General features: G+C 46.1%; 14 protein-coding genes, 1 riboswitch and 1 other annotated feature. Of the genes, 3 read left to right on the top strand and 11 right to left on the bottom strand.

Annotated elements, in window-relative coordinates:
- Window positions 1-24: 24 nt before the first annotated feature.
- The 9 genes from N288_RS15935 to N288_RS15975 all read right to left on the bottom strand — a co-directional run bounded on the left by N288_RS15935 (window position 25) and on the right by N288_RS15975 (window position 8,050).
- Complete coding sequence (locus tag N288_RS15935; protein WP_022544144.1) at window positions 25-930, bottom strand: MerR family transcriptional regulator; 906 nt, start codon at window positions 928-930, stop codon at window positions 25-27.
- Window positions 931-1,030: 100 nt separating this feature from the next.
- Window positions 1,031-1,813, bottom strand: coding sequence for a metallophosphoesterase (locus N288_RS15940; RefSeq protein ID WP_009794814.1), 783 nt, complete (start codon window positions 1,811-1,813; stop codon window positions 1,031-1,033).
- Window positions 1,814-1,840: 27 nt separating this feature from the next.
- Entirely contained in the window at window positions 1,841-2,218 is a 378-nt protein-coding gene (locus tag N288_RS15945; protein ID WP_022544145.1) for a hypothetical protein, read from the bottom strand.
- Window positions 2,219-2,275: 57 nt separating this feature from the next.
- Window positions 2,276-2,908, bottom strand: a complete 633-nt coding sequence (locus tag N288_RS15950; protein WP_022544146.1) for a CBS domain-containing protein — start codon at window positions 2,906-2,908, stop codon at window positions 2,276-2,278.
- A gap of 122 nt (window positions 2,909-3,030) precedes the next feature.
- On the bottom strand, window positions 3,031-3,489 hold the full coding sequence (locus tag N288_RS15955; RefSeq protein WP_022544147.1) for a YpbF family protein: 459 nt from the start codon (window positions 3,487-3,489) through the stop codon (window positions 3,031-3,033).
- A gap of 683 nt (window positions 3,490-4,172) precedes the next feature.
- On the bottom strand, window positions 4,173-4,895 hold the full coding sequence (locus N288_RS15960; RefSeq protein WP_009794809.1) for a LysM peptidoglycan-binding domain-containing protein: 723 nt from the start codon (window positions 4,893-4,895) through the stop codon (window positions 4,173-4,175).
- Window positions 4,873-5,499 (bottom strand): CPBP family intramembrane glutamic endopeptidase, encoded by a 627-nt coding sequence (locus N288_RS15965; protein ID WP_009794808.1) that lies wholly within the window; start codon window positions 5,497-5,499, stop codon window positions 4,873-4,875. The genes N288_RS15960 and N288_RS15965 overlap by 23 nt, the downstream gene beginning before the upstream one ends.
- A gap of 9 nt (window positions 5,500-5,508) precedes the next feature.
- The gene (locus N288_RS15970) at window positions 5,509-7,008 is read right to left on the bottom strand and encodes a RecQ family ATP-dependent DNA helicase (protein WP_009794807.1); all 1,500 of its coding nucleotides are present in this window, start codon (window positions 7,006-7,008) and stop codon (window positions 5,509-5,511) included.
- A complete protein-coding gene (locus tag N288_RS15975) occupies window positions 6,986-8,050 on the bottom strand; it encodes a YpbB family protein (protein WP_009794806.1) in 1,065 nt (354 codons plus the stop codon). The genes N288_RS15970 and N288_RS15975 overlap by 23 nt, the downstream gene beginning before the upstream one ends.
- A 311-nt stretch (window positions 8,051-8,361) precedes the next feature.
- Here N288_RS15975 and N288_RS15980 point away from each other — a divergent pair, with 311 nt between their 5' ends.
- Window positions 8,362-8,610, top strand: coding sequence for a ferredoxin (locus N288_RS15980; RefSeq protein WP_009794805.1), 249 nt, complete (start codon window positions 8,362-8,364; stop codon window positions 8,608-8,610).
- A 239-nt stretch (window positions 8,611-8,849) separates the two neighbouring features.
- Here the strand turns inward: N288_RS15980 and N288_RS15985 are convergent, their stop codons facing one another.
- The gene (locus N288_RS15985; RefSeq protein WP_022544148.1) at window positions 8,850-9,434 is read right to left on the bottom strand and encodes an ECF transporter S component; all 585 of its coding nucleotides are present in this window, start codon (window positions 9,432-9,434) and stop codon (window positions 8,850-8,852) included.
- A 169-nt stretch (window positions 9,435-9,603) separates the two neighbouring features.
- Window positions 9,604-9,741: riboswitch (FMN riboswitch) on the bottom strand.
- A gap of 154 nt (window positions 9,742-9,895) precedes the next feature.
- On the bottom strand, window positions 9,896-10,420 hold the full coding sequence (locus N288_RS15990; RefSeq protein ID WP_009794801.1) for a type 1 glutamine amidotransferase domain-containing protein: 525 nt from the start codon (window positions 10,418-10,420) through the stop codon (window positions 9,896-9,898).
- Between the two features lie 191 nt (window positions 10,421-10,611).
- On the opposite strand from N288_RS15990, the gene N288_RS15995 reads away from it, so the two are divergent.
- Both N288_RS15995 and N288_RS16005 read left to right on the top strand, forming a co-directional pair.
- Window positions 10,612-11,121, top strand: coding sequence for a MerR family transcriptional regulator (locus N288_RS15995; protein WP_022544149.1), 510 nt, complete (start codon window positions 10,612-10,614; stop codon window positions 11,119-11,121).
- Window positions 11,122-11,496: 375 nt separating this feature from the next.
- Window positions 11,497-11,717: a binding site (T-box leader), on the top strand.
- A 151-nt stretch (window positions 11,718-11,868) separates the two neighbouring features.
- On the top strand, window positions 11,869-13,206 hold the full coding sequence (locus tag N288_RS16005) for a sodium-dependent transporter (protein WP_009794796.1): 1,338 nt from the start codon (window positions 11,869-11,871) through the stop codon (window positions 13,204-13,206).
- Window positions 13,207-13,290 lie beyond the last annotated feature (84 nt).

The following is a 13,290-nucleotide window of genomic DNA, read 5'->3' on the forward strand; positions in this document are numbered from 1 at the left end:
TGATCAGGCCGATTCGTATTTGGTTCAGGACATTTGTTCCTTTACCCAGCGTTCCCATTCATCTTTACTATTCCCTAAAATATAGGAGGCATATTTGTCTTTCTTTTCCCGCGGCATCCGCTCCACTGCAAAACCTCCGAGCCCGATGCTCAGTCCTGAATGCTCCGAATACAGTTTCTCAGCTAATTCAAGCGTTCCTTGAAGGTTCTCCTTCATAGTGCAAGAAAAGAACAGAAATTTGGGGTTCACTGTTTCAATGACCACATCAATGTCTTTCTCCGCAATGCTGGCACCAAGATACACAACTTCAAATCCCTTCCTCCTCAGGAACAGCGTGAAAATGAGCAAGCCCAATTCATGCCACTCGTTTGGCCCGCACACAGCCACTGCCTTTGGCAGGATTGAATTATGGGGAAAAGAGTGGAGGATGATGCCGATCCTTGACCGCAGGATAGAAGAAGCAAAATGCTCATGGGCAGTGGTAATCTCGCCTCTTTCCCATAAGTCTCCTATCTTGACCAATAAAGAGCCCAGTATATCAACCAGAACCTTATCAATCGTATATAAACTGAATGCCTGATTAATCAGATCATGTGCTTTGGATTCATCGAATTGAAGCAATGCATCAAGGAGCCTGTCCCCCAGGATTTCAGCATGATTCCCTCCATCCGCTGGAGCTTCAGGGTCTGATTCAAGTACATTATTTTCCAGCAGGGATACTGCCTGGCTGATTGTAAATCCCTGATCGATTTTACTGAGCAGCCATCTCAGCGTCTTGACATGTTCTTCTGTATAAAGGCGATGGCCGGATTCGTTCCGCTTAGGTGCGACCATCTGATAGCGCCTTTCCCAGGCTCTTAAGGTGCCCGGCTGGATGCCGAGCATCTTAGAGACAGCTTTGATGTTATATTTTCCTTCTTGATTGGCCATTTATTATCCTCCGTTTACAGCGTACAGTTCCATACATCCATTATAGGTACCCTTAGGATGTGTGTAAACTTTGTATAGGCTATGGATACCCTTTGTTAAATCAGCCTTTACGGCCAAGACGGACTAAGTGGGTTTCCGCCCTGGCACCGAGCCTCAAAGGAAGCGCAGTAGTTCCATATCCATTGCTGATGAGCAGAGTTGCCCTATCCATTGTTTTTACTTTCCCTTTTTCATAAGGGCTGTAACCTAGAATGTGTATTTGTCCTCCATGGGTGTGACCGCTTAATACCAGCCGGATTTCATGTCTTTTCTCAATCTTCCCTATGATGGAAGGATTATGGCAGGCGAGGATCCTGAAGCCTGATGGCCCGGCATCCTGAAGAGCCAGATCCAGCCGGTCCCTCCCTTTCCCGACATCGTCCACACCCATGAGGATCATGGTATCCCCATTTTCTGCTTCGAAAGAAACAGCTGTGTTATCCAGTATTTTAACACCGCTTTCCAGCAGGAGCGCATCCAGCTCCCTATGATCAAGCTCATAGTCGTTATTGCCCCAGACAAAGTAAGCCGGACCGACTGTTTTTAGTTTTTCAATATTCTCCTTCACTAAGGAGAAGGGCACTCCTTTTTCAGCCAGATCTCCGCCTATTATAACCAAGTCTGCTTTCCCTTTGACCTGTTCCAGCAGCTTATCTGAAACTTTGCGGCGGTGGATATCGGAAATGAAGAAAATTGTGACGCTTCCGAACCCTGCCGGGAAATCTTCAAACTCCAGTTCATTATGTATGACCCTGTCCTGAAAGGCTTCTTTTGCCATGTAGCCAAGGAGGCAGGTTCCAATTAACACGAGGATTATGATGATTGCAAAAATATAAATGTCCATACCCGCTCCCAAAGTAACAATCTGTTTTTACCGCTTCCGGTAAAAGTCTATAGAAATAATACCATATAAAAAGGAAAAAATGAAAAGCAGGAATGCCTTCCAAAACCCCATAAAAAATAATCCCAGAAAGCAGACCAGCAAAGCTGTAATGCCGGCTGCGGCCACAAACCCTGACGCTGCCCTGCCATCCAGCCGCCTTCCGGTTTCAAGTCCCGCTTTCAGGCATGAGGCAAAACTCATAAAGCTGATGCTGAAGGCAAATGCAGCTGCCAGGAATTCCCCGGGGCTTAAAAGCAGCTGTGCCAGTGCCGCACCAGGCTTAGCCGGAAGTGAAACAGGCAGCCAAATCATAAATAGAAAGCCGCTGAAAAAACCCGACAGCAGCCTGATCATAAAGAAAAGCACAAAAAAATCCCTCCCACACCAATGTATGAAAGAGGGCAGTGTTTGTGCTTTACTTATCTAATCTTCATGAATATCCAACACCCTGAATCCGGATTCCTCCAGTTTCTTGATGAATTTATCAATATTATCTTTCTTTTCTATTTTCATGACGATCCTGCGGACCAGCTTATCTGTTTCGTCAAATGTAACTAGAGAAATGATATGTTCATGGAAATGCCTGGCAATTTCGGAAAGCCTGGCAATCCTTCCCTCTGTTTCGACCGATGTAAAAGCAATCCTTACCCCGGGACGGTTGGTTCCAAATGCCGATTGAAACTGGACCATAACATCGAAGCGGGTCACTACGCCGAGGAATTTGCCTGATGCATCCACAACCGCAAGCAGCGGGAAGTCTTTAAGGTCAAGGAGAAGCCTTTCAAAAATCTCATTGCCGCGGAGGACCACTTCCCTATGATCCGCAATGTCCCTGACCTTTGTCCCTTCTAAATATGTCTCTTTTTCCTGATTGGAATTAAAATAGCTTTCATAAATTCCGTACCTCGTGATGATGCCGGCATATTTCTCTCCATCCAGCACCGGCAGGCCGTCGATCTGATGCTTTTCAAGCTGCTCAAGAGCACTTTGCAGCGTCTCATCGGAGCCTATCGTATAGCACGAGTGTTTAGGAATCATAACGCTTTTGACAAACATGGCCATCCCCCCAAAAAAGTAACTGACATCCATATATATTCCCTGTTTTCTGCCAGATTCCTTTATTTTAGGGTGTCTTATTTTTAATTAAAGGCAATTCTGTGATGCTGATCTTTTCCCAGCTATTTATTTTCATGGTAAAGATTTATATCATAGTTTTTTTTCATCATTTCGAATACGATATGACGGTTTTTCCATTCCTCTTCCTTTTTCCAGAGATCCTTGCTTCTGTCCACGATTTCGCATCGCAGTGCATGATATTCCTTTTCAGCCTTGTCCTTTTTCTCCTTAAAAAGATTCATTGTCCCGTAAAGCCCTCCTGCTAAAAAGAGCAAATAAAGATTGGCGCTGCTCGATGCGAAGGCGGAAAACATGCTAGCAAACGAATACGAATAGGGTTCCATAACCGTATAATATAAATAAATCAGATAAAAAAAGGACACAAAAACCCCTGCCCACATGACTGCAAGATGTCTGGCTTTGTATTTGTCAAACTTGCGTTTCCGCTCTACTACCTTCTGCAGCATCTGCCTTGCAGCCTGATCTGTCCGCTCATCCAGCATTTGAATTGTTGTTTCCATACAATCCCCCTCCCCTGCCATTATATGAGTTTGTCCGGGGGGATATTCTATCGAAAGGCGGATGGCGCTTGGTCAGCCCCGGCAAGCATAAGACGCATTGTAAATAACTGAGGGTGCCAGTCTCCTTCACTAAGACCCTCTGTTCCCCTTTTTCCCGCATAGAGGGTGCTAGTCCGCTTCACTAAGACCTTCTGGTTCCCTTTTTTCTGCATAGAGGGTGTCAGTCCGCTTCACTAAGACCCTCTGTTTCTCTTTTTCACGCATAGAGGGTGCTAGTCCGCTTCACTAAGACCTTCTGTTTCCCTTTTTTCCACATAGAGGGTGCTAGTCCGCTTCACTAAGACCCTCTGTTTCTCTTTTTTCCGCACAGAAGGTACTAGTCCGCTTCACTAAGACCCTCTGTTTCCCTTTTTCCCGCATAGAGGGTACTAGTCCGCTTCACTAAGACCTTCTATTTCCCGTTTTTCCGCACAGAGGGTACTAGTCCGCTTCACTAAGACCCCCTGTTTCCCTTTTTACCGCACAGAGGGTACTAGTCCCTTTCACTAAGACCCTCTGTTTCTCTTTTTCCCGCACAGAGGGTGTTAGTCCGCTTCACTAAAACCCTCTGACTCCTTTTATCCGCACAGAAGGTTCCAATTCGCTGCAAACAACAAAAAAACCGGTCCTTCAAGGTACCGGCATTACTGGTTTTGCGGTATTTTCAATACTTGTCCCACGTGGATTTCATTGCCGGACAGACCGTTTGCCTGCCTGATGATTTCTATCCCGTCCTGTGACTTGAAGTATTTCATTGAAATTCTGAACATCGTTTCGCCCGGCTGTACTGTGTGTGTAACGAACTCTCCAGAGGTTTCCTTCTGTTCAGGTGCGGGCTTGGCCTGGACCTCACCGGCAGCTTTTTCTTTATCTGCTGTATTTTCCGGTTCTTTCGCACCAGTTTCAACAGCCGCTGCATCAGATGATTTCTCCAGCTCTGAAGTGCTTGAATCCTGTTTTTCTTCTTGGGCGGTATCTTTATTTAAATCTTTTGCCTGCTCTTCGCCAGCTGCAGCTTGTTTCTCCTCTTCCGCCGTTTGCTCCCCTGCTGCCGCCGGCTCATCGGCTGTCTCACCAAAGTCCACCGTCTCGTAGCTCGTCTTGCTTGCTTCTGCAGCCTCTCCGCCAGGCTCATTGTCCATGGAGGTATATATGCTGAATATTGCAATGGGCAGCAGAATAAAGAAGATGGCCAGCAGGCTCATGACCGGATATTTCAGCTTCCATTTAGTCTTTTTCTTCTTTTGATGGTGAAGGCTGCTCCTCGGGGGGAGCGCTTCTTTCTTTCTGTCCTTTTGTTCTGTACCGCCGTCTATTTTCTTTCGCAGGCGTTCGGCCTGGTCTCTATAAGGATCCTCTCTGTTCATCCAAATCCCTTCCTGTTTCCTCTATATTGTCCTGCTTCCGATATCTGATGGAGATGCCCAGTAAAAAATCAATCAGAAAATGCATTACGATCGTGACAGCTAGATTACCTGTCTTTAAATAAATGATCCCGATTAAAAAGCTCAATACGATAATATTGACAAACAGGAACCAATTAAATAAATAGCGATAATGGACAGCTGCAAAGATAATGCTTGAAACCAGCAGCCCGAAGTGAGTCTGAATGACCCCCCTGAACAGCAGCTCTTCACAAAAAGCGACAATAGCTGCAATGACAGCAATATGCAAAGGGTTCCGGTTCCGGAATATCCGTTCATTGAGGCCGCCATCATCATAGTATGAAGCAGGAACGATTTTCATCAACAGCAGGTCTGCCAGAACAACCGCAATTCCGGCACCTGCCCCTATATATAAAATATTTAAATCTTCCCAAAAAAACAAGTCGAAAAAGGAAGAAAAATCATTAAATAATATAAAGCCAAGAATCGCGGATATCGCAAGAAGCAGCAGCTGTGTTGCATACAAGTGGAACAAGAGGTCTTTATCGGATAATTCCTTGATTATTTCCATATGCTTTTTTTTCATTATGATCGCTCACTTATTGATTAGCATTCCGGCAAGGAGTTCTTTCCAGCCAGCCCTGGCCAGTCCGGAAGATTCCTCTGCCTGTCCAAAATATTTTCCCAGATCCAGACCGCAAATATCGCAGCAGGAAAGATTTTCAGGCTTTTTGCCTTCCTGAAAATATTCTGCGATTTTTTCCCTCCGGCATGATTTCGAATGGATCCAGCGGCCCACTTCCGCAATTTGCCCGTTTTTTATAAGGACCCTTCTGCGGAGAAACTCATTGATCCTGCCAGGAAGATTGTCCGCTCCCTCATCACGCAGCCTGTCAGAAAGCTCGGTCAGCACCCGCCACTGAATGTCGGTCAGCCCTGCAGGCAGGCGGATTTCTTTTTCATTCTCTGACAGCTCTGAAGCGCCAAGCCCCTGCGTTTTAAGCAAGGAGAAAACGTAATCAACCTGGTGTTCAGAAGGAAGCTCAGCTTCAGCAAGCTGCAGGGGCAGCTGCTCATCACCCGGCGCCCAAAGAAGGACGGCTGCGCTTGCTTTGCCATCCCTTCCGGCCCGCCCGATCTCCTGCAGGTAGGACTCCAGCTGGAGAGGCATATGGAAGTGGACAACAAAACGGATATCGCTTTTGTTGATCCCCATGCCGAAAGCACTTGTGGCACAAACAATGTCAATCTGGCCGTTTACAAATTGCTGCTGGATCAGGATACGGCTTTCCTGATCCATCCCGCCATGGTAGGCCATCACCTTTTTTGAGCATTTCTCTTTTAGAGACAGAGCTGCCTGTTCGGCCATTTTCTTGCTGGAAAAATATATAATCCCCGGTCCGCTGAACAGCTGAACAAGTTCCTGCAGCCTTGATGCCTTTGCCTGGTAGCCGCTGTGCTTCTCGACAGTCAGGCTGATATTGGGCCTGTCCACAGAAGAAATGACCTGCTCACAGCTTTCCACCTCAAGCCTTGAAATGATATCATTTACTGTCTCGGGTGTCGCGGTAGCTGTCAGTGCCAGTGTCAGCGGACTGCCAAGCTGTTTTCTAGTTTCGCCAAGGCGAAGATAATCCGGCCTGAAATCATAGCCCCACTGTGAAATGCAATGGGCTTCATCTACTACAAATAATGCAATCCTCAGCTTCTTGATCATATTGAGCACAGAAGCTGTATTAAGCATTTCAGGAGAAATAAAGATGAATTTAAAGCTCTGAAGGCTGTCAAAAGCCCAGCGCTTTTCCTCAAAGCTTAAAAATGAATTGAGTGCAACGACCCTTTTTTCACCGTTCATCTTCATCTGTTCTACCTGGTCCTGCATCAAGGAAAGGAGCGGCGAAACGATGAGAACAGTGCCCTCAAGCAAGTAGCCCGGCAGCTGGTAGCAGATGGATTTCCCTGTGCCGGTCGGAAGCATTGCCAGTGTATGCCGTCCATCCAGGATGGAGGAAATGGCCTCCCTTTGCCCTTTTCTAAAAGATGAGAAGCCGAAATATCTATGGAGCTCTTTTTCAAGCATCATTTCCGTCGCCATATTTGGCCATCACCAGCCTTATTTCAAAATACTCCGCACCGCCTGCCAGCCGCCTGATATGCTTAAGCTGCCGTGACTCGGCATTCATGGCTGCACTCCTGATAAGTTCCTGCTTTTCGGCCTGTACATAGGGATCGATGCTGAACCCCTCTACATTCAGAGCCAGCTCTACAATATGGTCTTCTATTGTGCTTCTTTTAAGTCCCCTTGCCTGAATGATCTTGTCCAGGCAAACACCCTGCTTCAGCATCATATACGTCTTCTGCGCGGACTGTGTCAGCGGAATGGATGACTCTTCGCCGGTAAATAATAACCGGAGGACAGGAAAGCTGCTGCGGTCTTCCATGATGCGAACAATCAGATAGTGCAGGATGGACAGAAAGCAGAACCGGTAATAATCGCTGTCAAAATTCATAGCCTCAGCTGCCTGTTCAGATGTCAGGCCAATATGGCCGGCACCAGTAAGCCTTAGGACAATGATAGAAGGATCGGTCTCTCTGTATGATTCCAGCAAAGCCTCCAGCTCACCATAAAGTCCGGCAGCGAGGGCCTTTTTATCCATCTTCGCTTCGCGCAGGGCTTTTTTCAGCCAAATATGGGCGGCCCTTCTTCTTTGGATCGGAATATAATGTGAATTATTATGGCTAAGCTGGGAAACCACCTGAACGAGCAGCGACAGCCTCTCCCAAAAAAGGGCAGACTTGTCATGAAGCTTCCACCCATTCAATGATGATGGAATTGGCGTTTTCTGCAGCTGGGCAGCAAGGGCTGAAGCTCCCTCGTCTGTGACCATGTAATGAAGCTCTTCCTTCTCTTGGATCAAGCCTTGTTTTTCCAGATGCTTTATCTTCTCATCAAGATCAGCCCTCTCCAGTGAAGGGCAAGTCTGGAATAAAGCGCCAAGCTGGAATAGATGGGCATCCTGAATTGTCTGCGATGACTTTTTTCCATTCAGCAGATGATAGATCGAATAGATGGTCCTCTCGCCGTTCAGCTTGTCCAGACAGTATAAAATAATCATTTGCAGATAGTTAATAGGCATAAAATTCACCTTGCTTGTATATTTTTAGCCTTTTTGCTAATATAACACTTTAAAGCGGCAATATATATTACATTTTTAAGCAGCCTGTTCCTTTTTATTATTTTAACATGTTTAGAAATAACCAGGCTGTTTTAAAACATGCACACAGGGTATTAAATGTTGCAAACCCTGATGTGATAAGCATTCTCAATACATTTTCTATTGAAAAGTAAAGAAAGCACACTTACAATAGGTGTATGAGGAAAGAGTTTCCGTACGGCAGAAAGCGGAAACGGCGACTATTTCGGTTAATTGATTGGGAGGTTTTTTACATGGCAAAGTATACAATTGTTGACAAAGAAACATGTATTGCATGCGGCGCATGCGGAGCTGCTGCTCCAGATATTTATGATTATGATGATGAAGGCATTGCATTTGTTACACTTGATGAAAATGAAGGCATCGTTGAAATTCCTGATGTATTAATAGACGATATGATGGATGCATTTGAAGGCTGCCCGACTGATTCCATCAAAGTTGCGGATGAGCCGTTTGAGGGCGATGCCCTTAAATTTGAATAGCAGACACTGAAAAACAGCCTCCTTTTTGAGGCTGTTTTTTTATGTTTTGTCTCTCGGCAAGTTCCCTCTCCCGCCGGACACTAGGCATTCTTTAGGGAATCGGTCTTGCAATAGCTGCCGCAGGACAAGGTGTTCACTGTCTGCATCCTAAGGATTCAGGCTCTTTTCGCTCTTTCTCTTGCCTGACTTTAATTTGCACATAAAAAAAACTGCAGTGCAGGCTGCAGTTTTTCCTTTATTTATGCAGCACTGCGGTATGCAGACTGCTTATTGATCCATGGGTTCATTTTGGCAAACAGAAGCATGAAGATCCCGGTGATGATCAGGCCTTTTACGATGTTGAACGGCAGGATGGCTGTTACAACCATTGTGCGCGTTTCAGGCGCTGACATGGCAGGCATGTTCAGGAACAGCGTATAGGCAGGCAAAATGATGAAATAATTCAGGATGCTCATCAGCACTGCCATGATGAAGGTTGAAATGACCAGGGCAGCTGTCATGCCTTTATTCGTCCTCAGTTTATTGTAGATATAATAGGTTGGAAGCACGAAAAGGATTCCGGCAGCAAAGTTTGCCAAATGTCCTACCGGTACACCGGTGGCGCTTCCTGTCATAAAATAATCCAGTACATTTTTAAATAATTCCACAAGTATCCCTGCAGCCGGACCAAAGATCAACGCAGCAATCAATGCAGGTATGTCGCTGAAGTCAATCATTAAGAATTTCGGAAACGGCGGTATTGGGAAATTCAGCAGCATCAGTACGTATGATATGCTGCTCAGCATTGCAATTGAAACCAAAGCTTTAATAGAAAATTTCTTCATGTTGTTCCTCTCTCCTTTTTAGGATCCATCTCACCTAAAGAAGAAAGGTTCGGCAAAAAAGCCAGTGCCATTGAAATAGAAATCCCCCAAGCAAACTGCTTGAGGGAGAATTTACAAAGGCAAGCTTAATAAACGTTCAATTCCTGCATCTTTTGAACGTTTGCAGAACCTCCATCTTCTCCCATCCAGACTGTACTGTCGGCTTTGGAATCTCACCAAATCCTGCCCAATAAAACAGGCTCGCGGGCTTAGAGCAACTTGCCTCATCACCGCCGGTCGGGAATTTCACCCTGCCCCGAAGATAGACCATATTAAATTATATTTGAACCCCTAATTGGAATTCTGAATTTATTATACTGAAAAAAAACCCTCTTGTGAAGAAAATTGCTCTAACTTTTTGCCGGATCCCCTATTCCCCACTCAGATCGTCACTATGGACCTTGATGCCCGCTTTGCACTAACTACTTCTTCTCAAGCGCCCGGATAAATTCCCGCATATAATCCGGAAGATCAGGCGGCCTCCTGCTTGATACAATATGGCCGTCCGTTACAGCAGGCTCATCAACCCAGATTGCTCCTGCATTCTCCATATCATCCTTGATTCCCGGGGTACTCGTGACTGTGCGGCCTTCAAGGATCTTTGCAGATATAAGCACCCATCCTGCATGGCATATCTGTCCGATCGGTTTCTTCGCTTCATCCATTTCCCTGATGAGTGAAATAACTTCCGGGAACCTCCTGATTTTATCAGGCGCCCATCCGCCCGGCACCAGGATGGCGTCATAATCATCAGCGGAGATCTCTGAATAGGCATAATCGGACTTCGCCTGGACCCCGTACTTCCCCAGATATGTTTCATTCGCTGTTTCACCTGCCAGCTCTACAATGGCCCCTTCTTCCCGAAGCCGCAGAATGGGATACCAAAGCTCCAGGTCTTCAAACTCGTGATGTACCAGGCTGATAATTTTTTTGCCTTCCAGTCTCATAAATAAGCACTCCTTTTTTCATGGTTACAGTTATTCTACCCCTAATCTGCCTGCATGTCTCCCCTCCGGCCCTGGCCCCCCGGCAGATTTAGGCTTTTCCTGGCTTTTTTTGCCGAATCCCAACTTGTTTTGTCATGAGGGAAGGAATGTCTTCCTGTTTGCAGTATTTGTAAGATAAAGGAGTGATGAAAATGAATACAAATAAAGCTGCCAGCTCTTTGGGAGTATCGCCGAGCACAATCCAGCGCTGGGTTAAACAGTTCGGTCTTGAAGTCGGAAGGAATGAACTTGGCCACTACCATTTTGAGGAAGATCAATTAGAAATCCTGAAAGATATACAATCCCAGATCCAGAACGGTGCCCTTGTCCATGAAGTAAAGCTCTCGGTCCAAAAAACACCGGAAGTGAAGCAGCAGAATGAGGATCACTCTGTTCAAATAAAGGAATTGGCAGATAAGGTCACCCAGCTGGATTCCCGGCTTGATTCCAAGGCTGATGACGTCGTTTCCTACCAGCTGCTGCAGCACCGCCGTGAAATTGAAGATCTGAAGACCCAGCTGCTGCAGATGGCTGAAAAGGTAGCTCAGCTCGAAGCTTCATCACAAATTGCTGCTTCTGATCAGCTCCCCGTTTTTGATCATCCTTCGATCAAAAGAAGCTGGAAGAAAAAGAATATTATCAGCATGCTTTTCGGTTTTTGAGCACGCCAGGGGCGGTGCTTTTTTTTTTCAAAGCGGCAGACTTCGCACGTCAGGCTGACGCTGCTGAAGCCTTTAGAATAAAAGCCTGCAGTCCAGGAACCGGGTCTGGCTGGAATGTATTGCCAGGGTCAAAGGCTCTTCTTTTTTGTGCTTGAAGTAAGGAATCAGGTACTCTGCCGGATCTATGGGTGCTTGACTCTCCAGCAAAATGACAGTCATGTACTCATTCAGGCTCCTGGGATACATAAACACTCCCCAAATCGGGCAGTCATGTACTCATTCGGGCATCTGCGTTCCTTAATAGAACAAGGCTTTCCCGCATTTCTAAAAAAAAACTTTTTATTTCTCCGATCCTGTGATAGTATTGTAAAAAAATATTGGGCATTGAAAAGGTATAGTAATGTATTTCTCCCTGTTTTAGAGAGCCGGTGGCAGGTGAAAACCGGTACAAAGAAATGGCATGAATTTCCCCTTGGAGCATTTTCCGTGAACTCTTGGATAAGAAAGCGGAAAACGGTAGTGTATACCGTTATCAAACAAAGTGGTGAAGATGTTTTCACAAAAATGGGTGGTACCGCGATATAATCGTCCCTGCTGTTAAGCAGGGGCGTTTTTTATTTTCTGTGCCTGGAATTTTCTTCACAATGAGGGTGGTACCGCGAATTTTTTTCGTCCCTGCATGAAATTCATGCAGGGATTTTTATTTGCTTCAATGCCCGCTGAAATAATCTTTAGGAGAGTGATAGTATGGAAAAACAAAAATGGGGGACAAAAATCGGGTTCATCCTATCTGCTGCCGGCTCTGCGATCGGTCTCGGCGCTATCTGGAAATTCCCGTATATGACAGGGATCGGCGGAGGCGGTGCATTCTTCCTTGTTTTTATTCTGTTCACTTTATTCATTGGCCTGCCCATCCTGCTTGCCGAATTTGTCATTGGCAGAAGCACTCAAAAAGAGGCAGTTGCAGCCTATAAAACAATTGCTCCAGGTTCACTATGGCCATGGGTCGGCAGAATGGGTGTTGCCGCCTGCTTCCTGCTCTTATCTTTTTATAGTGTCATTGGCGGGTGGATCCTTATTTATCTCTGGTATGCCCTTTCCGGAAAGCTGTGGACCGAGGGGCTGAACTTTGAGGCTGTCTTTGGCGAAGCCATTTCCGACCCGATGCTTGCTGCAGGTGCCCAACTGGTTTTCATCCTGCTTTCGGTTCTGATTGTCAGCCGGGGGGTGCAGGGCGGCCTTGAAAAGGTCAACAAATATTTTATGCCGGCATTATTCATCATGTTCGTGGCTTTGATTGCACGGTCATTGAGCTTTGATAATGCCATCGAAGGAGTCAAATTCTTTTTGCAGCCAGACTTTGGCAAGATGACGCCTGATGTGTTTCTATACGCCTTGGGGCAGTCCTTTTTCTCGCTGTCTGTAGGCGTGTCCGTAATGGTGACATACAGTTCCTATCTATCCAAGAAGGAAAATATCACAAAAGCTGCTTTCTCAATCACAGGGCTGACGCTCCTGATTGCTCTTCTCGCAGGACTGGCGATTTTCCCTGCCATTTTCTCTTTTGGCATGGAGCCAGAAGAAGGGCCGGGCCTTCTGTTCATTGTACTTCCGGCCATATTCAGCAAAATCGCCTTCGGGGAGTTCTTTTTCATACTCTTCCTGCTGCTGTTCTTTTTTGCTGCTTTGACTTCGGCTATTTCCATGCTGGAAATCAATGTGGCGGCTGCGGGCAAAAAGGCAGGCAGAACAAAGGCGAGCATCCTTTTCGGACTGCTGATATTTGCAGCCGGCATCCCTTCCGCCCTGTCTTTTGGCGAATGGAGTGACATCCTGATCTTCGGAAAAACTTTCTTTGATTCAGCCGACTATCTTGTCTCTAATATCCTCCTGCCTCTAGGTGCCTTATTCATTACTATTTTCGTTCCCTGGCGGATGGACAGGAACACACTGGTCAAAGAACTGCAGGCAGGATCCGGCATGGCCCGGCGGCTGTTCGCCTTCTGGCTGCTCCTGCTGAAATACGCAGTTCCTGCAGCCATTATCATTGTTTTCCTGAATGGAACAGGAATAATAAAATTTTAGGCTGAATGCCAGGGATTTCCCTGGCATTTTCTTATGCTATTCAAAAAGCATCACTCAAACCTGAAAACTTCTTTTATAATAAAG

Origin of the sequence: Bacillus infantis NRRL B-14911 (genome assembly GCF_000473245.1) — a bacterium.
GTDB lineage: Bacteria > Bacillota > Bacilli > Bacillales > Cytobacillaceae > Bacillus_AB > Bacillus_AB infantis.